Source organism: Yinghuangia aomiensis (genome assembly GCF_039542225.1).
Taxonomy (GTDB): Bacteria; Actinomycetota; Actinomycetes; order Streptomycetales; family Streptomycetaceae; genus Yinghuangia; species Yinghuangia aomiensis.
Genome location: NZ_BAABHS010000069.1, coordinates 1 through 18,553 on the forward strand (window position 1 = coordinate 1; position 18,553 = coordinate 18,553).

At 69.8% G+C, this 18,553-nt stretch carries 18 protein-coding genes and 1 tRNA gene; 3 read left to right on the forward strand and 16 right to left on the reverse strand.

The window, feature by feature from the left end:
- The 7 genes from ABEA93_RS41135 to ABEA93_RS41165 all read right to left on the reverse strand — a co-directional run.
- On the reverse strand, nucleotides 1-360 hold a 360-nt coding region (locus ABEA93_RS41135), incomplete at its 3' end, for a Rho termination factor N-terminal domain-containing protein (protein WP_345681133.1).
- A 560-nt stretch (nucleotides 361-920) separates the two neighbouring features.
- On the reverse strand, nucleotides 921-1,835 hold the full coding sequence (gene thrB, locus ABEA93_RS41140; RefSeq protein ID WP_345681134.1) for a homoserine kinase: 915 nt from the start codon (nucleotides 1,833-1,835) through the stop codon (nucleotides 921-923).
- A gap of 423 nt (nucleotides 1,836-2,258) precedes the next feature.
- Entirely contained in the window at nucleotides 2,259-3,362 is a 1,104-nt protein-coding gene (gene thrC / locus ABEA93_RS41145) for a threonine synthase (RefSeq protein WP_345681135.1), read from the reverse strand.
- 12 nt (nucleotides 3,363-3,374) lie between these two features.
- Complete coding sequence (locus tag ABEA93_RS41150; protein WP_345681150.1) at nucleotides 3,375-4,670, reverse strand: homoserine dehydrogenase; 1,296 nt, start codon at nucleotides 4,668-4,670, stop codon at nucleotides 3,375-3,377.
- 460 nt (nucleotides 4,671-5,130) lie between these two features.
- Nucleotides 5,131-6,531: a diaminopimelate decarboxylase gene (lysA, locus tag ABEA93_RS41155; RefSeq protein WP_345681136.1), complete on the reverse strand. Its 1,401-nt coding sequence runs from the start codon at nucleotides 6,529-6,531 to the stop codon at nucleotides 5,131-5,133.
- 359 nt (nucleotides 6,532-6,890) lie between these two features.
- Nucleotides 6,891-8,543 carry an arginine--tRNA ligase gene (gene argS / locus ABEA93_RS41160; protein ID WP_345681137.1) on the reverse strand — a complete coding sequence of 551 codons (1,653 nt, stop codon included), beginning with the start codon at nucleotides 8,541-8,543 and terminating at the stop codon, nucleotides 6,891-6,893.
- An 865-nt stretch (nucleotides 8,544-9,408) separates the two neighbouring features.
- The gene (locus ABEA93_RS41165) at nucleotides 9,409-9,795 is read right to left on the reverse strand and encodes a response regulator (protein WP_345681138.1); all 387 of its coding nucleotides are present in this window, start codon (nucleotides 9,793-9,795) and stop codon (nucleotides 9,409-9,411) included.
- 249 nt (nucleotides 9,796-10,044) lie between these two features.
- Between ABEA93_RS41165 and ABEA93_RS41170 the strand changes: the two genes are divergently transcribed.
- A tRNA-Arg gene (locus ABEA93_RS41170) sits at nucleotides 10,045-10,116 on the forward strand.
- 250 nt (nucleotides 10,117-10,366) lie between these two features.
- Here the strand turns inward: ABEA93_RS41170 and ABEA93_RS41175 are convergent.
- The 6 genes from ABEA93_RS41175 to ABEA93_RS41200 all read right to left on the reverse strand — a co-directional run bounded on the left by ABEA93_RS41175 (nucleotide 10,367) and on the right by ABEA93_RS41200 (nucleotide 15,731).
- On the reverse strand, nucleotides 10,367-11,785 hold the full coding sequence (locus ABEA93_RS41175) for a tyrosine-type recombinase/integrase (protein ID WP_345681139.1): 1,419 nt from the start codon (nucleotides 11,783-11,785) through the stop codon (nucleotides 10,367-10,369).
- Nucleotides 11,782-11,973 carry a helix-turn-helix transcriptional regulator gene (locus tag ABEA93_RS41180; RefSeq protein ID WP_345681140.1) on the reverse strand — a complete coding sequence of 64 codons (192 nt, stop codon included), beginning with the start codon at nucleotides 11,971-11,973 and terminating at the stop codon, nucleotides 11,782-11,784. Before ABEA93_RS41180 ends, ABEA93_RS41175 begins: the two co-directional genes overlap by 4 nt.
- Nucleotides 11,970-13,541 carry a replication initiator gene (locus ABEA93_RS41185; protein WP_345681141.1) on the reverse strand — a complete coding sequence of 524 codons (1,572 nt, stop codon included), beginning with the start codon at nucleotides 13,539-13,541 and terminating at the stop codon, nucleotides 11,970-11,972. Before ABEA93_RS41185 ends, ABEA93_RS41180 begins: the two co-directional genes overlap by 4 nt.
- Before the next feature lie 29 nt (nucleotides 13,542-13,570).
- Complete coding sequence (locus ABEA93_RS41190) at nucleotides 13,571-13,909, reverse strand: hypothetical protein (RefSeq protein ID WP_345681142.1); 339 nt, start codon at nucleotides 13,907-13,909, stop codon at nucleotides 13,571-13,573.
- Nucleotides 13,906-15,225 carry an FtsK/SpoIIIE domain-containing protein gene (locus ABEA93_RS41195; protein WP_345681143.1) on the reverse strand — a complete coding sequence of 440 codons (1,320 nt, stop codon included), beginning with the start codon at nucleotides 15,223-15,225 and terminating at the stop codon, nucleotides 13,906-13,908. The genes ABEA93_RS41190 and ABEA93_RS41195 overlap by 4 nt, the downstream gene beginning before the upstream one ends.
- A 107-nt stretch (nucleotides 15,226-15,332) precedes the next feature.
- Complete coding sequence (locus ABEA93_RS41200) at nucleotides 15,333-15,731, reverse strand: plasmid replication, integration and excision activator (RefSeq protein WP_345681144.1); 399 nt, start codon at nucleotides 15,729-15,731, stop codon at nucleotides 15,333-15,335.
- Between the two features lie 175 nt (nucleotides 15,732-15,906).
- Here ABEA93_RS41200 and ABEA93_RS41205 point away from each other — a divergent pair, with 175 nt between their 5' ends.
- The gene (locus ABEA93_RS41205; RefSeq protein ID WP_345681145.1) at nucleotides 15,907-16,653 is read left to right on the forward strand and encodes a GntR family transcriptional regulator; all 747 of its coding nucleotides are present in this window, start codon (nucleotides 15,907-15,909) and stop codon (nucleotides 16,651-16,653) included.
- Between the two features lie 123 nt (nucleotides 16,654-16,776).
- Here the strand turns inward: ABEA93_RS41205 and ABEA93_RS41210 are convergent, their stop codons facing one another.
- Genes ABEA93_RS41210 through ABEA93_RS41220 form a run of 3 tightly spaced genes read right to left on the reverse strand, consistent with a single transcriptional unit; the run spans nucleotide 16,777 to nucleotide 17,813 of the window.
- Nucleotides 16,777-17,088, reverse strand: a complete 312-nt coding sequence (locus tag ABEA93_RS41210) for a hypothetical protein (protein ID WP_345681146.1) — start codon at nucleotides 17,086-17,088, stop codon at nucleotides 16,777-16,779.
- Nucleotides 17,078-17,371 carry a hypothetical protein gene (locus ABEA93_RS41215; protein ID WP_345681147.1) on the reverse strand — a complete coding sequence of 98 codons (294 nt, stop codon included), beginning with the start codon at nucleotides 17,369-17,371 and terminating at the stop codon, nucleotides 17,078-17,080. The genes ABEA93_RS41210 and ABEA93_RS41215 overlap by 11 nt, the downstream gene beginning before the upstream one ends.
- Before the next feature lie 10 nt (nucleotides 17,372-17,381).
- On the reverse strand, nucleotides 17,382-17,813 hold the full coding sequence (locus ABEA93_RS41220) for a hypothetical protein (RefSeq protein ID WP_345681148.1): 432 nt from the start codon (nucleotides 17,811-17,813) through the stop codon (nucleotides 17,382-17,384).
- A gap of 225 nt (nucleotides 17,814-18,038) precedes the next feature.
- On the opposite strand from ABEA93_RS41220, the gene ABEA93_RS41225 reads away from it, so the two are divergent.
- Nucleotides 18,039-18,458, forward strand: a complete 420-nt coding sequence (locus ABEA93_RS41225) for a helix-turn-helix domain-containing protein (RefSeq protein ID WP_345681149.1) — start codon at nucleotides 18,039-18,041, stop codon at nucleotides 18,456-18,458.
- The last annotated feature ends 95 nt before the right edge of the window (nucleotides 18,459-18,553 follow it).

Here is an 18,553-nt window from a genome sequence, read left to right on the forward strand (position 1 = left end):
CGACATGGCTACGATCCGACTTGCCTGCGCGGCGCTGTCGGCGGCGGGCTCCTGGGCGGGCGCGGCGGCGGCCGTCTTCGCGGCACGCGCGGCGCGCGGCGCGGCCTCGGCGGGCTTCTCGTCGGCGGGCTTGCCGCCGCCCGCCTGCTTGGCCTCGATCGCCTCGATGAGCTGGCTCTTGCGCATCCGCCCGGTGCCGCTGATCCCGAGACCGGCGGCGACCTGCTGCAACTCCGCCAGCACCATGCCGTTCAGGCCGCTTCCGGCGGCGCGCCGGCGCCGCGGCGCGGCCGCGGTGGCGTCACTGGCGGTGGACCCGGCCTCTGCGGCCTGATCCATGAGATCGGTGGTGTCGCTCACGAAGGGTCCTTCCCTGGAGCGGGCGTCGGCCTTGATACGGCACGGCGACCGGTTGTGCTGTCCGGCCCGGACTCCGGGCCCTGGTGGCCCGGATCCGAATCCGGTGCGGTGGTCCGCCAATCGGCGGGGATCGTCAAACTGCGTCCAGCGCGGCGGTCGGGATGATCGGGCGTGTCTGCGTGGAGATTCGTCCTCGGGGCCCCGGGAAGTCTGGCGATACGACGCCCGGGAGGCGCCTATCGGCTTCGGGGAGCCACGTCTCGTCACCAGTCGTGGTGCCTGGGACAGGCAGGAGGGGAAGCTCCCGTAGGACCATGGCCACGGAAAACGAAACCGGGCACCGAACTGGTCCCGCCCCATAAGGGCAGGTCTCCTGGTGCGGTGACATTAACACTACCGGACCCCCACGACATTCCCCCACCCCGCAACGCCTCCGAGTCGGTGTGTCGGCTGCTCCGGCCCTGGTCGGCGGAGGGTCGGCGGGATTTCGCCGGTTCCGCCGGTGGGTGTGGTTTCGTCGCGCGATCATGCACCCTGCCAACGAGCAACCGTCTCGTGGGTTACCCCAGCGGCAAGACGCCCGCACCTTCGGTGTCGACGTCGAGCCTGGTCGCCACCCAATCGGTGTCGGCGGCGCCGATCACCTCGTCCACGTGGTCCGCGGTGACGAGGGCCAGGACGGTGGGGCCGGCCCCGGAAATGACCGCGGCGTGGCCCTGGCCGCGCAGTTTCGCGACGAGTTCCGCGCTGTGCGGCATCGCGGGGGCGCGGTAGTCCTGGTGCAGCCGGTCGTCGGTGGCGGGCAGCAGCAGGTCGGGGCGCTCGGTCAGGGCGGTGACCAGCAGCGCGGCGCGCCCGGCGTTGACCGCGGCCTCGGCGTGCGGCACCTGCGCGGGCAGCAGCCCGCGGGCGACCTCGGTGGACAGCGGGGTCGACGGCACGAAGACGACCGGGGCTATGTCGGCGTGCGGCATGCTCCGTACCGCGTGCGGGCCGTCCTCGTCGGTCCACGCCGTGGTGAACCCGCCGTACAGGCAGGCCGCGACGTTGTCCGGGTGGCCTTCGAGCGCGGTGGCGACGGCCAGTGCGGCCGCGTCGTCGAGGCGCTCGGCGCCGCCTATGGTCAGCGCGCGTGCGGCGACGACGCCCGCGCAGATCGCGGCGGCCGACGAACCGAGTCCGCGGCCGTGCGGGATGCGGTTCGCGCAGACGATTTCGAGGCCGCCCGGGCGACCGCCGAGGGCCTCGAACGCGGCGTACAGGGCGCGCACGACGAGATGGTTCTCGTCGCGCCCGAGCGTGTCGGCGCCTTCGCCGGCGATGTCGATCGCCAGGCCTCGGTCGGCGACCCGGACGACGACGTCGTCGTAGAGCCCGAGCGCGAGCCCGAGCGCGTCGAAACCGGGGCCGAGATTGGCGCTCGTCGCGGGTACGCGGACGCGCACCGGGGCGGCGCGGAAAGCAGGACCGGCCATGGGCTGCGGACACTCCTCCTCGTGGAGTCCCACCGGGCGCCTTGGAACGACGTGGCCGTGGCCGGGCATACTGCCCGGGCGGAACGGTGGCCGCGTCCGGCGCTGGGGAACGGCAAGAACTGACGGGCTCGGACCCTGGGACGGTCACGCTGCCGCGTCAGGGGTTCAGCGTAGCGAAAGGACGTTCCCCGGCGGCACGCCGCGCCCGGGGGAATCTCTCGATTTCTTGCCCTGTCGCCGTATCGACTCCCCCGGGATCCGCCGAATCCCCCGGGTTTCCCCCTGATTCTCCCCCGGAAGCGGCCCGCCGCGTATCCGCCGAGCGTCTTCCGCGTGTCCCGCCGGAAAACGCGGCGCGGCCGGGGACGGAAGCTCCGTCCCCGGCCGCGCCGATCCGCTGGATGCCCGCTTCCGCTGGGCGGGTCAGCCGTCGAGGCCGAGCTGCGCCGCCGCGGCGCCCGCGTCCACCGGGACGACGGTGGGCTTGGGCGCACCCGCGACCGCCCAGTCCGGGTCCTTCAGGCCGTTGCCGGTCACCGTGCAGACGATCCGCTGGCCCGGGTCGACGAGGCCGGCTTCGGCGGCCTTGAGCAGACCGGCCACGCTCGCCGCCGACGACGGCTCCACGAAAACGCCCTCCTGCGACGCCAACAGGCGGTAGGCGGACAGGATTTGACGGTCCGTCACAGAGTCGATCCGGCCGCCGGACTCGTCGCGCGCGGCAAGCGCGAAGTCCCACGACGCCGGGTTGCCGATGCGGATCGCGGTGGCGATCGTCTGCGGCGAGGTCACCGGCGCGCCGTTGACGATCGGCGCCGAGCCGGCCGCCTGGTAGCCCCACATGCGGGGGCGGCGGGTGGCCAGGCCGTCGTCGGCGTACTCGCGGTAGCCCTTCCAGTAGGCCGTGATGTTGCCCGCGTTGCCGACCGGGAGGACGTGGATGTCGGGGGCGTCGCCGAGCATGTCGACGATCTCGAACGCCGCCGTCTTCTGGCCCTCGATGCGCACCGGGTTGACCGAGTTCACCAGCGCGACCGGGTACTTGTCGGCCAGGTCGCGGGCGAGCGTCAGGCAGTCGTCGAAGTTGCCGTCGACCTGCAGGATGCGCGCGCCGTGCACGAGCGCCTGGCCCATCTTGCCCAGCGCGATCTTGCCGGACGGCACCAGAACGGCGCACACCATGCCCGCGCGCACCGCATAAGCGGCCGCCGACGCGCTCGTGTTGCCGGTCGACGCGCAGATGACCGCCTGCGCGCCCTCTTCCTTGGCCCTCGAGATCGCCATGGTCATGCCGCGGTCCTTGAAGGACCCGGTCGGGTTGGCGCCCTCGACCTTGAGATACACCTCACAGCCGGTGCGCTCGGACAGCACCTGGGCCGGGACGAGCGGCGTGCCGCCCTCGCGGAGCGTGACCACCGGAGTCGTCGCGGAGACCGGCAGGCGGTCCCGGTACTCCTCGATGACCCCGCGCCACTGGTGGGTCTGCTTGGCGCGAACGGCCTCGTTCACCGCGCTCACGATGGTCATTCTCCCTCTTGGCTAGCCCTGGGTTTCCACGCGCATGATCCCGGCGATGTCGCGGACGATCTCCAGCCCGCGCAGCTCCGCCACGGTCGCCGACAGCGCGGCGTCGGTGGCGCTGTGCGTGACGATGACGAGTGTCGCATCACCGTCGCGCCCTTGCTGCCGCACGGTGTCGATCGACACATCGTGCTTCGCGAACACCGTCGCGACCGAGGCGAGCACACCCGGCTTGTCGGCCACGTCCAGGTTGAGGTGGTACCGGGTCACCGCCTCGCCGACCGGGCGCACGGAAAGGTTCGCGTACGCCGATTCGCCCGGGCCCGTGGTCTCGGACAGCTTGTTGCGGCACACCGCGACCAGGTCGCCGAGCACCGCGGAAGCCGTCGGCGCACCGCCGGCGCCCGGGCCGTAGAACATCAGGCTGCCGGCCGCCTCGGACTCCACGAAGACCGCGTTGTACGCCTCGCGCACCGACGCGAGCGGGTGCGACCGCGGAATCATCGCGGGGTGCACGCGGGCGCTCACCGACGTGCCGTCGGCGCCGCGCTCGCAGATGGCCAGCAGCTTCACCACACAATCCATGGTGCGCGCACTCGCGACATCCGCGGCGGTGACCTCGGTGATTCCTTCGCGGTACACGTCCGCGGCGGTCACCCGGGTGTGGAACGCGAGCCCGGCGAGGATCGCGGCCTTCGCGGCGGCGTCGAAGCCTTCGATGTCCGCGGTCGGGTCGGCCTCGGCGTAGCCGAGCTGGGTCGCCTCGTCGAGCGCCTCGGCGAACCCGGCGCCGGTGGAGTCCATCCGGTCGAGGATGAAGTTCGTCGTGCCGTTGACGATGCCCAGCACACGGTTGACCTTGTCGCCCGCGAGGCTCTCGCGCAGCGGCCGGAGCAGCGGGATCGCACCCGCGACGGACGCCTCGTAGTACAGGTCGACGCCGTGCTTGGCGGCCGCGGCGTGCAGCGTCGCACCGTCCTCGGCGAGCAGCGCCTTGTTCGCGGAGACGACGGACGCGCCGTTCTCCATCGCGGCGAGGATCAGCGAGCGGGCCGGTTCGATACCGCCGATGACCTCGACGACCACGTCGATGTCGCCGCGTTTGACCAGGCCCTCGGCGTCCGTGGTGAGCAGCGCGGGGTCGATGCCCTCGCGGACCCGGCCGGGGCGGCGCACGGCCACGCCGGCGAGCTCGACGGGGGCGCCGATGCGCTGGGCGAGGTCCGTGGCGTGCGTCGTCATGATGCGGGCCACTTCGGAACCCACCACACCACAACCGAGCAGCGCCACCTTGAGCGGCTGCGTACGCATCATCCGACCTCGCTTCATCAACGACTTCTCGAGAGCTGCTGTCTTGCAGCTTGCTGCTGCCATGCGTTTTGTCACCACGGCGCCCGCGGAGCCCGTCCGCGGACGCGCTCCCGGGCACACGGCACCCGGCCAGTTTCGCCGGGATCACCGTGCGATCCCACGCCCGTCCAGGATCCGAGACGGATCCGCCCCGGGTCCGAGACGGGCCCGGGGCGGGAATTCTTGCGGCGGGAACCGGGTCCGGACGGGACATTCTGCGGTCGGCACCGGGTTCCGCGCCGGGTGGGCGGGGGCGTCCGGCGGTCTCCGGGACTCCCGGGGGTCCCGTTCCGCGGTCTGCCCGCGGTCCCACCTCACCGGCTCTCGGCGGCCACCTTGCGCTCCCGCCCCGCGGTCACACCCCGGCCCCACCTCACCGTCTCCCCTGGCCCCACCTCACCGGCTCCCGGCGGTCACCCCATCGTCATCCCACGTCGAGCCGGAGCAGGTCTTCTTCCGTCTCGCGCCGCACGATGACGCGGGCGTTGCCGTCCTTGACCGCGACGACCGCGGGACGGGCGACATGGTTGTAGTTGCTGGCCATCGACCGGCAGTAGGCGCCGGTCGCGGGCACCGCGACCAGGTCGCCGGCGGTCACGTCGGCGGGCAGGTACGCGTCGCGCACGACGATGTCGCCGGACTCACAGTGCTTGCCGACCACGCGCGCCAGCATCGGCTCCGCGTCACTGACACGGGAGACGAGCGCGACCGAGTACTCGGCGTCGTACAACGCGGTGCGGATGTTGTCGGACATGCCGCCGTCGACGCTGACGTAGGTGCGCAGGCCGGGCAGCGGCTTGACGGTGCCGACCTCGTACAGCGTGAACGTGCTCGGCCCGACGATGGCCCGGCCCGGCTCGACGCTCAGCCGCGGCACCCGCAGGTCCGCGACGTCGCACTCGCGGCGCACGATCGCGGTCAGCTCGCGCGCGATGTCGGCGGGCGTCTTCGGGTCGTCGGCGCCGGTGTAGGCGATGCCGAGGCCGCCGCCCAGGTCGATCTCCGGAAGCTGCACGCCGTGCTCGTCGCGGATCTGCGCGAGCAGCCCCACGACGCGCCGCGCGGACACCTCGAAGCCCGACGTGTCGAAGATCTGCGAGCCGATGTGCGAATGCAAGCCCAGGAGTTCGAGGTGCGACAGCTTGATGATGCGGCGCACCGCCTCGGCCGCGGTGCCGTCCGCGACGGACATGCCGAACTTCTGGTCCTCGTGCGCGGTCGCGATGAACTCGTGGGTGTGCGCCTCGACGCCGACCGTGACGCGGATCATCACCTTCTGCGTCACACCGCGCCGCTCGGCGGCGAACGCGACACGCGTGATCTCCTCGAACGAGTCGACGATGATCCGGCCGACGCCCACCTCGACCGCGCGCTCGATCTCCGCCGTCGACTTGTTGTTGCCGTGGAACCCGATCCGCGCCGGGTCCATGCCCGCGGACAGCGCGACGGCCAGCTCGCCGCCGGAGCACACGTCGAGGTTCAGGCCCTCGTCGGCGATCCAGCGCACGAGGGCACGGCACAGGAAGGCCTTGCCGGCGTAGAAGACGTCGGCGTCGATCTCCTCGTTGTGGAACGCGGCCCGCCAGTCGCGGCAGCGGGCGCGCAGATCGTCCTCGTCCATCACGTACAGCGGCGTCCCGAACCGCGCGGCGAGGTCCCGCACGTCGATCCCGCCGACCGCGGCAACCCCGTCGGCACGGCGCTCGGTGGTGGCGGACCACACCTTGGGGTCCAGGACGTTGAGGTCGTCGGGGACCGGCAGCTGGTGGCCCTCGGGAAGGACGTCGGCGTGCCGGGGGCCGGCGGGGTGTGCGGACCTGCTCATGGTGCGGTGATCTCCCCAGGTACCGGGTGGGCTTTGTCGTGTGGATGGGCTGGTGCGGGGTGGGGGGTGCGGGGTGTGCGGGTGGGGGGTGGGGGTGCGGGATGCCGTCTGCGGGCCTTGTGGGCCTTGTGGGCCTTGTGGGCTTTGTGGTTCCTGGGGTTTGTGGCCCCTCGTGGTCCGTGCCGGCGGCAAAGCGCGATCGGCGGCGGGCTTGGTGCACCCCGCCGCCGGATCGCTCGCGTCGCCGACGCCCGGGCGTCCGGGCGTCCCGCGTCCGCTCGGACCACATCCGCTCGGACGAGGTCCGCTTGGACTGCATCCCTCGAACCGCATCCGCTTTGGACTACATCCGCTTTGGACTACATCCGCTCGGGGGCCGAAACTCCCAGCAGGTTCAGGCCGTTCGCGACCACCGTCTGCGCGGCCTCGGCGAGCCACATGCGGGCGTACGTCAGGTCGCCGGCCGGCTCGTCGCCCATCGGCATGATCCGGCAGTTGTCGTAGAACCGGTGGAACACGCCCGCCAGCTCCTCGAGGTAGCGCGCCACGTGGTGCGGCTCGCGCAGCTCGGCGGCCTTGGCGACGATCCGCGGGAACTCGCCGATCATGCTGAGCAGCGCCGACTCGTATTCGTCCGCGAGCAGTTCGGGCTTGAACTCGCCTCGCACGATGCCGCGTTCGTCAGCTTTGCGTTTGACGCCGCACATCCGCGTGTGGGCGTACTGCACGTAGTAGACCGGGTTCTCGTTCTTCGCGCTCGTCAGCAGGTTGACGTCGAGCGTGATCGTGGAGTCCGTGGACGACCGGGCAAGCGAGTACCGCGCGGCGTCGACACCGATCCACTCGACGACGTCGTCGATCGTGATGATGTTGCCGGCCCGCTTCGACATGCGGATCTCTTCGCCGTCACGCAGCATCTTCACGAACTGGCCGATCAGCACCTCGATGTTGTGCTCCGGGTCGTCGCCCGCACACGCCACGATGGCCTTGAGCCGGCCGACGTAGCCGTGGTGGTCGGCGCCGAGCATGTAGACGCAGACCTCGTTGCCGCGGTCGCGCTTGTCGAGGTAGTAGGCGGCGTCCGACGCGAAGTACGTCGTCTCGCCGTCGCCCTTGATGAGGACGCGGTCCTTGTCGTCGCCGAAGTCGGTGGTGCGCAGCCAGATCGCGCCGTTGTCGTCGTAGACGTGGCCCTGCGCGCGCAGCCGCTCGATGGCCTTCTCGACGGCACCCGAGTCGTGCAGGCTCTTCTCCGAGAACCACACGTCGAAGTGCGTCCCGAACTCCTCCATCGACCGCTGGATCTCGGCCACCATGAGCCGCAGCCCGGTCTCCGTGAAGACCTGCTTCTGCTCCGCCTCGGGCCGGTCGACGATCCCCGGCTCGGCGGCGACGATCTCCGCCGCGATGTCGTTGATGTACGCGCCGACGTAGCCGTCCTCCGGCACCGGCCGCCCGTTGGCGGCGGCCATCAGCGACGACCCGAACTTGTCGATCTGCACACCGGCGTCGTTGATGTAGTACTCGGTGCTCACGTCGGCACCGGCGGCCTTGAGGATCCGCGCCAGCGAGTCGCCCACCGCCGCCCACCGGACACCGCCGATATGGATCGGCCCGGTCGGGTTCGCGGACACGAACTCGAGGTTGATCTTCAACCCCTTGAAGCTGTCGCTCCGCCCGTAAGACTCACCGGCCTCGACGACGACCCGCGCCAGCTCCCCGGCACTCGCCGCATCGAGCGTGATGTTGAGGAACCCGGGGCCGGCGATGTCCACCTTGCTGATGCCGGCGGTCTCGGCGAGCCGCGGCGCGACCAGCCCGGCCACCTCCCGCGGCGGCTTCCCGGCAGGCTTCGCCAGCTGCAGCGCCACGTTCGTCGCGTAGTCCCCGAAGTCCTTGTTCTTCGATCGCTCCACCGTGACGGACTCGGGCACCGCGACAGCCAGCTCACCGGCCTCGACACACGCGCGCACAGCGGACAACACAGCCTGGGAAAGTTCAACGGGGGTCACGCGAATAAGGGTATGCGACGGGGGGTGGGGGGAGGCGGGGGTGGGGTGGGGGGTCACTCGGTTGGGGGCGCCTCGACGACGGCTTCTCCACGTCGGTGGGCTTGGGTCACTCTGGCGGCGGGGGCGGGGCGGCGCTCGGGGTGTCGACGCTCGGGATGTCGGAGCTGCGGCAGCGGCCACAAGCCGGGGCCGGGGGCACTCGGGGCACCGGAGCTGCGGCGGACGCTCGCGGTCTTGGGGAACCTCTGGCCGTGGAGGACCGTCGGCCCTGGGGCGGCCGACAGTCACGGCCCCGGGAACCGAACCGGGACGCCCGGTCGAGGAACCCGACTCGCAGCCTCGCAGGCTCGCTGCCTGCGCCACTGCCCCGCCCCACCACTTGCCCCACGTCGTGGCGCTCCATTACGCCGTCCCCACCCACCCCCGCCCCGGGCGGCCAAAACACCACCAGTCCGAGCCGGGCGACCTGACCACAACACCGTGACGGGGGGCGCGTCGGTACACGCACAGACCATCCCGAACCGCCGGCCACCCCGAAGCGCGGGCCATCCCAAACACGAGCCGTCCCAGACCACGAGCGATCCCGAACCGCGAGCCGTCCCAGGCCACGCACCATCCCGAACCCCAGGCGCTCCCAAGCCGGGAGCCATCCCAAACCGGGAGTCCTCCCCCTCGCCCCACACATACGACGACGCCCCGACCACGACACCATGGCGGGGCGCCGTCGCGCGCGACCGGACAACGGGCCGACGACTTGCGGCCTCTCCTCGACTCCTCGACTCCTCGCCCCCTCCCCCTCCTCCGCTGCTCCTCTCTATCGCTCCTTGGCCTCTCCTCTGCGGTGGCCCGTCCGTGGCGCTTCCCGCTAGCGATTCGGGTTGCGCTTGTCGAGGTTCCGGACGACGCGGACCAGGTGATCGGGGTCGAACGGCTTCGTCAGGTACGCGTCGACGCCGGCCTCGCGGGCCCGCGCAATGTCCTCGCTCTGCGCACAGGCGCTTATCATCACGATCTTCAAATGCGCCGTCCGCGGGTCGCCCTTCAACCGCGCCGCGGTCCGGATCCCGTCGAGCCGCGGCATCACGACGTCCAGCGTCACCAGATCCGGCTGCACCTCGTGCACCAGCTCCAGGCACTCCTCGCCGTCGACCGCGGTCGTGATCTCGTACCCCTCCAACCGGAGGTTCACCGAAATCAACCGCCGGATGACCTCGTCGTCATCCACCACCAAAACCCGCCCGAGACCGCCCATACCGAGGACCCTAAGACGCCCGCCGATCCCCCGCCCCGCATTCCCCCGAACCAGCCTCCCCTTCACCACAAGCGCCCCCAAACGCGCCGCCTTGCCACCCCCACCGGCCACGACAACGCCCACTGCCCCACCCACCACCGAGCCCCTCGCCCGCGCCCCACCCACCCTTCAGGCTCCTCCCTCCCCCACCCCCGAAACCCTGGCGCGAGCACACCCCCCACCCTGGTAATGTTCCACCTGCCCCACCGAGCCCCCGTAGCTCAGGGGATAGAGCAACGGCCTCCGGAGCCGTGTGCGCAGGTTCGAATCCTGCCGGGGGCACCCAGATTGATTAGGTAAAACGGCCCCTCACCAGGGGCCATTACTGTTTGTAGGGTCCAGACCATGTGCAGTCGTATGCCGGTCTGAGTAGCTGCTAATCAGCGTTCCCGGTATGGGCACGGTATGATCTTGGTCGCCGTTTCCGCAGGTCAGACCCCGTTTTCCGGGCCCGCCGCGGTATGAACGCCAACGAGCCCCCAGCGTAGCCAGAAGGCTTGCCGGAGGCTCGTGGTGTGCGGTGCGGCGACGGTCATCCGTCGCTCTGGGGGTCTGGGGCGTTGTCCGTTCCGTAGGCGCGAAGCGCGTCATCCATAACCTTGTTCGCGCTGGCGTCGTGTTCGTCCAGGACCCACGAGTAGCGCGTCATCATCACTTCGACGCTGTGGCCGGCGCGTTCCGCGATGCGCGCCGGGTCCCGTGTGGCCCGCAGGCCGAACGAGATACCCGCGTGGCGGAGGTCGTACGGCCTTTGTGCGAGAAGCGATTCCCTCTGCGGTTCGGTCAGCGCGTACATCCGAGCCTCATGCCACACGCGGTCGTACGTCGAGGAGCCGACCAAGCCGCCACGCTCGTTGCCGAAGACCCGACCATCCGTCGCTGTGCCGAACTCATCGAGGTGAGCCCGCAGGTACGCAACCAGGACCGGCGGGATCGGGATCACCCGCGTCTCGCCCTCCGCCCGTTGCTTGAGTCCGCGATCGTCGTGACTCTCGCCGCTGTCCGTCCACTGCTTGCCCGCCAGCGGCTTGGTCTTCTCGATCGTCAGCGAGCCCCAGCCCGTTTCGGGCAAGTGGCAGCCGGACTCTTTGAGGTTCACGACCTCAGCCGGGCGCATGGTCGCGTAGTACAGGCAGGCGAAGAATGCGACGAGTCGCCGACCGCGAGCCCGCTTGTACCCACCGACGTACGAGACGGCTGTCAGCAGTTCCTCGAGCTGCCGCGGATTCGCGACCCGTCGCCGGTCAAGCCGCTGCACCGTCTTGGGCATCGTCCACCGGATCTTGGGCAGCGGGTTCTCCGCCAGTTCCCCGCGCTCGATCGCGTACCCGATGACGTTCGCCAAGACCGCCCGCTTGCGGCGGATCATCTCGGTACCTGCGCGGGTGCCGTCCAGTTTCCGCGTGATCGCGTCGAGGGCCGCCCGACCGTGGATCGGATCGGCGATCGCAGCCACCGGAAGGGACGCCTTGGTCAGCCAGGCGAGCGCCTTGGCCACGTCCGACGGAACTTCCCGCGTTTCGCCCGGCTCCCGGGAGGCCGGCGCCAGGTAGAAGTACCGCAGCGCCCGACGAAGCACGCGATCCGACGGCCGGGTGGGCTGCTCTTCGGCCAGCGAAGGGAGCACGGTGGCCAGCGCATCGGTCATCCCGTCCCGCGACTTGGCCGCCGCATCCTTCCACTTCATGTCGACGTAGAGGGCCGCGAATTCGTACCACGTGACCGCCTTGGGCTTCGGCATTAGCGAATCGGGCAGGCCCGTTTCGGTGTCGAATCCCTCGCCGTTGCGGGTGGCCTTCACCAGGTCGGCACGGTGCGACTCAGCCAGCGCCTTGGTCCCGTAGACCGCGCTGAACTCCCGGCCGTCCACCGACCAGCGCACCTGGTAGGAGGGCCGCTTGCTCGTGGTGTTCTTCCGGATCGCCCAGATCTTGACCTTGTACGACTTCATGCCGCCCGCTCCCCCAGATCAGTCAGCCACGCATCGACATCGCTTCGCCAGAAACGCAATTCGCCGTTCGGAAGCCGCACCGCGTGACCGGGCGCCTTACCGATTTCGCGCCAGCGGTAGAAGGTCCGCCGCGAGACGCCGAGTTCGCCGGTGATCTGCTTGACCGAGACCAAGTGGTCCCTTCTCATGCCGCCCTCCCCGGTGTTGCCGAATTTCCGAGCTGTCCGTCTGCGCGTGCCTTGGCCGCGTCGAGGGCCCCGCGCCAGCGGACCCGTTCGGCGACCGCCCGGAGGAGGCGATGGGAGATCGAGGGCACGTCCGGGTCACCGGGTCGGACGTGCTCCCACAGGTAGCGGTCCGGGTCCGGCCCGCCGTCCGTCTCGCCAAGAAGGTCCAGCACCCAGGCGCGCCGCTCATGCTTGTGATCGGCAAGCGTCTTGCCGGACCACTTACGGGAGACGAGGACGCGCCGGCCGCCGTAGCCGAGATGGGTACGGCGGTGTGCCTTGGCTTTGCAGTGGCCGGGCCGCATCCCGTGGCGGGCGTTCTTGGGCTGCACGCCGTAGCGGAGCCAGTTCGCGCAGGCCGGGGAGCACGGTTCGTAGCGCAGTTCATCCATGAGCCGGTCGACGTGCCCCCGCTCGGCGCCGCCTTGCGGTTCGTGGCATTCGTGGGCGGACTTGTTGAGGTACTTCGCCAAGTACCGGATGCAGCGCTTGGCATCGTCGCTGCCGACGAGGACGCCTTTCGCGTCGACCTGGACACCGAACCGCGCGACGTGCACCGGTTCCGCCGCCGGGTCCGCGTCGAGGTCATCCAGGGCTTCATCCCACGTCCGCAATACGGCATCAGTGTCCGGGTCGACGTAGGCGCCGAGGTCCGCATCCCAGACCGGCGCCGCGTCATCGCCGAAGACCGGTTCGTCGCACGAGGGCCACCAGACTTGCTGGTACGTCGCCGCCGCGACCTGCCGCAGTTCGGTACGGGAGACCGTGCCGCGGATCGCCAGGTGGACATGCGGCGCCAAACGTCGCTGCGGTTCAACCGCGGCGAAGTACTGGACATCGAAGCCCACCAGGCGCCGCAGGTTCTGAATGAATCGGTCCACCAACTTGGAGAAATGCAGCGCATCCCGCGCCGCCCGCCGGTAGTCGTACGCCGCCGGGTCCACCGGTGTGCCGTCCGAGCGCACCCGCCCGTACGAGGGCAACGTCAGGGTCACGAACAAGGACGGGCGGAACGTCTTTCCGTCCGGGCCCGTGTAAGCCTTGCCGACCGTCCGAGCCTCCACCGGCCGCCGGGGCAGATCGGCCACATCCTGACGCCGCCGCGTGGAACGAGTCCGCCGGTTCGGCTTGTCCGGGTCAACGTTCCCCCGCACCCCGGCCCGCGTGATCTCGCCGTCCAACGCCGCCAGGTCCGCGGCGAGCTGTTCACGCTCCGACCCGCCGGCCGCGTCGGCCTGCTTGGTGACGTCCGCGCGGATCTCGACCAAGGCGCGCTGCCAGTCGTTGGGTTCGTCCGCGTCGAGGGCCGGTTCCTCCGTCAGGTGCCAGCCCTCGCGACACTGCGCCATCCGAAGCTGCCGCTTCCGCTCCGCACAAGTCGGGCACACGCTCGCCAGCGTCGCCCCGCACGGCACGTCAATGATCTCGGTCTGACCCGTCGCCACGTCGGTGCGCCGGAGCGCGATCGGTCGGATGCACACCCCGTGTTCGAGCGCAGCGGCCCGCACCACCTCCTTCGCCAGAGGCATGCGGGCCCGCTCCGCCCGAGTACTCGGGCTCACCGTGCTTCCTTGTGGCGGACGTGTGTCCACACCCTGACCGGGTGCCCGTGGACGGTTCCGGTTGCTTCGTGGGACATGTAGGGCCCGTGCGCCCCGTCGACCTCCTGCGACGTGATCACCGCGTCATCGAGCGCCAGCGCCCACCGCTCAACCTCAGACAGGCCCGCGTCGACCGCCAGCTGTGCCAGGACACCCCAGACCCGATCGGCGTGCGACCAGGTGATCTGAACGCCGATCACGTCCGGCAGACCCCGGCGCGCGGCGAGGAAGTCCGCGAGGCAGCGCAGCACGATCACGCCCCGCGTGACATCGGCCCGGTTGTCGTTGCTGGTCATGCCGCACCCCCGAGCGTGTAGTCCCGCACCATCGCGTCAATGTCGGAGTCCGAGACGTACGCCGCCCGCACGCGCACCGGTTCCGGGTGCGTCTCCCGCTTCACGTAGCCCACGCCGGCACCGACATCGGGAAGAGGCGAGATCAGATCCGCGGTCGCGCCACGGCCCCGGGCACCAAGGCCGAGCACCATGTCCACCTGCGCCGGTTCGTCGAGGCGCAACGCGATCCGGTCCGGGAACAGGTTCCGCAGGTTCATGACCTCTTTGCGGGGGTCCTGGAGCGCACCGAGGATGCAGAACCCGACGGACCGGCCCTGACTCGTCAGAGTGGCAATCGCAGCTTCGGCGCGGACACGGAGTTTCTTGTCCGGCTGGTAGGCCGTCAGGAACGCCAACTCGTCGACGATGACGACCACGAACGGACAGTCCGCGGAGGGTTCGTGCTTGCGGACCTTGCCCGCGAACCGATCCGCCCGCGCCGACATCTCCGCCACCGCCTCTTCCAGCAGCTCGACCATCTCTTCCGGATCGGACGAGTACCGCTGGAAAAGGGCGCGACCGTACGAGAGTTCCATCCGCTTCGGGTCCAGAGCCCACAGCTCGACCAGCCCCGCACGGGCCGCCGGCAACAGGCCACGGGTGACACCCCAGAGGATCGAACCCTTACCGGCACCCGTAACGCCCGCGACCATCACGTGTGTCCCGTGGAGCCGCAGCACCCACGGCGTCCCGTCGTCGCACCGGCCGAGGTCAACCGAGTCATACCGCGTCTCCGGCGTCTTGACCGGTTCGCGATCGTGGAGCCCAGGCAGGCCCGGCATGCCCATCGCGACCGGCCCGAACGGCTTGTCCAAAGGGTCGGACACCCAGACCCGCAGCAGGACGACGCCCCGACTCGGGGACGAGGCATCGACGCGGAACACGCGCCAGGTGTGCGCGATCCCTTCCGTATGGTCCGCGATGTTGTCGGGCGTCTGACCGGGCAGCAGCAGGACGCGGACGCTGTAGCCGTTGGGCTCCCGCTTGATCCGGCTGATCACCGGCCACGCGTACGAGAACTCTTCATTGATCCGCTTGATCGGGTCCTGCTGCCACAGCCCGATCGCCTTGGCCAGCAGCGGCCACCCGCGCCGCACCCGAGCGGCGAACGAGAAGAGCCACCACCAGGCCAACGCGACGACGACGAAGATGAACGCCACCGCGACGAGGAACGAGCCCCGCGGCCCGAACTTCAGATCGGCCGCCAGATACAGGACGAAGATCGCACCCGCGACATACGCGGGCTTCCGCCAGCCCATCCCCGTGGACTTGTGCATGATGGGAACACCCCTTCAAAGATCGTCAGGTCTCTTGAGTGGGAGCGATCCCGGTGCCGGACCGCCAAGTCACCAGGCACCGGGATCGCGCTTGAACCTGCGAGCAGTCAGCCCGCTTTGGGCCCCGTCTTCGCCGTCGCCGCCATCGGGGCCCGCAGGCCGGCCGCCCGGAACGAGTACGCGAGTCGACCCGACCCGTTCACCCACGGCGTGACCGTCAGCCCCTCGAACTCCACCGGCCGGAACGGCAGCCCCGGCAACTCGTCCGGCAGCACCGGCACCACGCTGGCCGGGATCTTCACCTTCACCGAACCCTCGCGCGCCTCCGGGTCCGGGTCGGACACCGTGACCGCCCACATCGGCAGCCCCGACGCCTTGTCCCGCGCCTGAACCTGCTGACCACCCTTCGACGCTTCGAAGTCGGACACCGGCTCGACCTTCGTCGCGAACGCCCCCACCGGGAACACATCGCCGAACGCCACCGGAATCGCACCCTTGATCGCCATAACCCGCTGGTCTCCTCAGCTCGATCGACACCCGAAGACCTTTCAGATGCCATCCCGTAGTACGGGATGTAGACAGCATGCGACCCGAAGTACGGGTTGTCAAGCGCATAGCAATGCGGGATGCTAAGCCGGTAAACGCACGTGGGCGGACGCCGACACACGCGGAGGGATCACGATGGAACGCGCAGGCAAGCTGCCCAAGTACCGGGAGATCGCAGCGCACCTGCGCGATCGGATCCTTGACGGCACCTACGTGGCCGGCCAGGCACTCCCCAGCGAGGAAGTCCTAGCGAAGGAGTTCGGCGTCACCCGCCCCACCGTCCGCCAAGGCCTGAGCGAACTGCGCGCCGCCGGACTCGTCGAGGCCGCCATGGGACGCGGAACCTTCGTCCGCTCCCCCCACGCCCGCCCGAACATCACTCGCCCCCGGGGCGTGCGCCGCAGCCAGGACGGCCGGTACATCGAGGCCGACGCCATCCGTTGGAACATCCAAGGCGAGCCGATCGCAACGCGCACCGACGCCCCGCTTGCCTTGGCCGAGATGCTCCGCATCCCACCGGGCGAGCCGATGTTCACCTTCGACGAAGTCCACACCGCCGAGCACGGCCGCCTGCGCGAGACGCACCGCACCTACGTCCCGTTCTCGGTCCTCGTTGGGACCAAGTTTGAGGAGACGGCACCGCCCCCCGCTCCCGCACTGTTCGGCGAGCTGGAGGCCATGGGTCACGAACTGCACTGGACAGAGCACGTCCGCACCCGCATGCCCATGCCGGACGAGGCCACCACGCTCCGACTGGCCGAGGGCGTACCACTGTTCCAGATCATGCGCGTGACCTACAACCAGCACGAACGCCCGCTCGTGCTCGAAGAGTTCAAGCTCCCTGGCGACGACTTGGAGATCACGTACACCGTGCAGCCGTGACCCTGCCAGGTCATGAACGCAGTCAGGCCCCCTCTCGATGACCACAGTCGAGAGGGGGCCTACTGCTGCCGACGCAGCTCAACACGCACGGGGGGAACGCGGAGCACGCCGGAGTTTCCGAGGTCAGCCGGAACCCGACTGGTCGATGTGGGTCGGTTCCTCCGCGCACGGCAGATCCGCGATCTCCACACAGAGCCCGAGCGCAAGCAGATCAGCGAACCGGGTCCCGGTCTCCGCCATCACCTTGCCGAGCCGGACGAAGCCCGTTCCCATCATGCTGACGTCGCCCTGGAGGTAGGCGAAGTCATCTTCGAGCCCCAGGAGCCGCAGCTCCTCGGCCAGCTCCCGGGCCGCGCTGCGAGCGTCGTTCCAGCCCCGCACGTACGACACCCCCGGTTCGAAGACTTCCGCCCGAGGCTGGTTGTCATCCGGCATGCTCCTCGCCTCCTTCCAGCCCTCCACCCGCGAACGCCTCATCACCCATGGCCAACCGGGCCGCGCGAAGCAGCCGGGCCAAGCGCCGCGCCGTCTCGGGGCTGACACGCCCAAGACTCACGATCCCGCGCCCAAACGCGTTGACGTCCGCCGTCAGGAACTTGAACTCCGTCTCCATCCCCGCCGCAATGAGGATGTCCCGCAGCTCCATGACGGCCTGGCGCGCGTCGTGCCACGCGTTCCCGTCTTCGGCGTGCGACCGCTCCGGGCCCTTGTCCGGCATGTCCCGCTCCTCAGCGTCCGCCAGCCGAGCCGACGAGCGAAGCCGCGCCGGCATCCGTCAGTTGCACATCACGCCACGTCGCACCCACGGCATTCGCCAGGTCGGACAGGCTGGTGAGGTCGTCGAACTCACCCGTCGGGCCGCGCTCCCACCAGATGGAAAGGTCGTGGATCACCAGCGCCCCGGGGGCGACGAGGTAGCCGCCCTTGCCGAGGCACCAGGTCTTGGCATCGGCCGCGCCTGCCGTCGACACCAGACCGGGCCAGTCGGCCTGCGAACCCGGACCGACCAGGAAGCCGAGCTTCGCCCGGCGCTCGCCGATCACCACCGAACCAACCGCGAAGCGTTCATCTCCGACCATCCGCCCCAGGACTTCCAGACCGAACGACATCGGCATCAACACCACGTCGAACAGGCGCCCCGCGGCAACGAGTTGCGGCATACCGGGGTCGTGGTACCAGCCGTCACGGCAAGCCCGCGGATCGTCCGCCGCCGACGACAACCACCACATCCCTCGCGCCGTCATCCTTCGCACATCGCTCGCCCCCTTGCTACCGGTTCGTTGTTCTCTGCGTGTCCAGAGTTGACCCGGCCGAAGTGCGCGCGGAAGATGACACCAAGGTGACCGGGGGGACGTGTCCCCCCCGTCCACTACGGGGGTAAGTGCATGTCGGACAAGGACTTTCCGCCCTACGCCCAGCGCTTGCGACAGCTACGCAACGAGCGCGGTTGGGTTCAACACGACGTACGAAGCCGGATGCGAACCATCGCGGGCCGCCGCGGATTCAAGCTCCCGGCAGACGACAGCCTGAAGCGCCGGCTGTCCGCGTGGGAGAACGGCAGGGGCATCCCAGACGAGCGGTACCAAGCCCTCTTGTGCGCAGTCTTCGAAGTCGACCCGGACGAGCTTGGGTTCAACGAGCCGGACACGTCCGATTGGGGCGTCCCGGACCCGGATCTCATCGAACTGATGGCGCGGCTGGACAGCGCCCGCGCAGTCGACGAAGAGCTGATCAAGCTGTTCGCGTTCCAGACCAACGCCATCAGGTTGAAGGACGGGTCTGATGCACGATCGGGTGACATCTGAACTGGCTTGCCCTGTGGGGTAGGTGGGAAGGATGTCGTTGTGCCGAAGCCCTATCCGGATGAGTTCCGCGAAGATGTCGTGCGGGTCGCTAGGAA

What these genes read in the sequence shown, in the direction of transcription:
- thrB (WP_345681134.1), bottom strand. Translation starts at nt 1,835, where the DNA reads ATGGCCGGTCCTGCTTTCCGCGCCGCCCCGGTGCGCGTCCGCGTACCC.
- thrC (WP_345681135.1), bottom strand. Translation starts at nt 3,362, where the DNA reads ATGACCATCGTGAGCGCGGTGAACGAGGCCGTTCGCGCCAAGCAGACC.
- ABEA93_RS41150 (WP_345681150.1), bottom strand. Translation starts at nt 4,670, where the DNA reads ATGATGCGTACGCAGCCGCTCAAGGTGGCGCTGCTCGGTTGTGGTGTG.
- lysA (WP_345681136.1), bottom strand. Translation starts at nt 6,531, where the DNA reads ATGAGCAGGTCCGCACACCCCGCCGGCCCCCGGCACGCCGACGTCCTT.
- ABEA93_RS41165 (WP_345681138.1), bottom strand. Translation starts at nt 9,795, where the DNA reads ATGGGCGGTCTCGGGCGGGTTTTGGTGGTGGATGACGACGAGGTCATC.
- ABEA93_RS41175 (WP_345681139.1), bottom strand. Translation starts at nt 11,785, where the DNA reads ATGAAGTCGTACAAGGTCAAGATCTGGGCGATCCGGAAGAACACCACG.
- ABEA93_RS41180 (WP_345681140.1), bottom strand. Translation starts at nt 11,973, where the DNA reads ATGAGAAGGGACCACTTGGTCTCGGTCAAGCAGATCACCGGCGAACTC.
- ABEA93_RS41185 (WP_345681141.1), bottom strand. Translation starts at nt 13,541, where the DNA reads ATGCCTCTGGCGAAGGAGGTGGTGCGGGCCGCTGCGCTCGAACACGGG.
- ABEA93_RS41190 (WP_345681142.1), bottom strand. Translation starts at nt 13,909, where the DNA reads ATGACCAGCAACGACAACCGGGCCGATGTCACGCGGGGCGTGATCGTG.
- ABEA93_RS41195 (WP_345681143.1), bottom strand. Translation starts at nt 15,225, where the DNA reads ATGCACAAGTCCACGGGGATGGGCTGGCGGAAGCCCGCGTATGTCGCG.
- ABEA93_RS41200 (WP_345681144.1), bottom strand. Translation starts at nt 15,731, where the DNA reads ATGGCGATCAAGGGTGCGATTCCGGTGGCGTTCGGCGATGTGTTCCCG.
- ABEA93_RS41205 (WP_345681145.1), top strand. Translation starts at nt 15,907, where the DNA reads ATGGAACGCGCAGGCAAGCTGCCCAAGTACCGGGAGATCGCAGCGCAC.
- ABEA93_RS41210 (WP_345681146.1), bottom strand. Translation starts at nt 17,088, where the DNA reads ATGCCGGATGACAACCAGCCTCGGGCGGAAGTCTTCGAACCGGGGGTG.
- ABEA93_RS41215 (WP_345681147.1), bottom strand. Translation starts at nt 17,371, where the DNA reads ATGCCGGACAAGGGCCCGGAGCGGTCGCACGCCGAAGACGGGAACGCG.
- ABEA93_RS41220 (WP_345681148.1), bottom strand. Translation starts at nt 17,813, where the DNA reads ATGCCGCAACTCGTTGCCGCGGGGCGCCTGTTCGACGTGGTGTTGATG.
- ABEA93_RS41225 (WP_345681149.1), top strand. Translation starts at nt 18,039, where the DNA reads ATGTCGGACAAGGACTTTCCGCCCTACGCCCAGCGCTTGCGACAGCTA.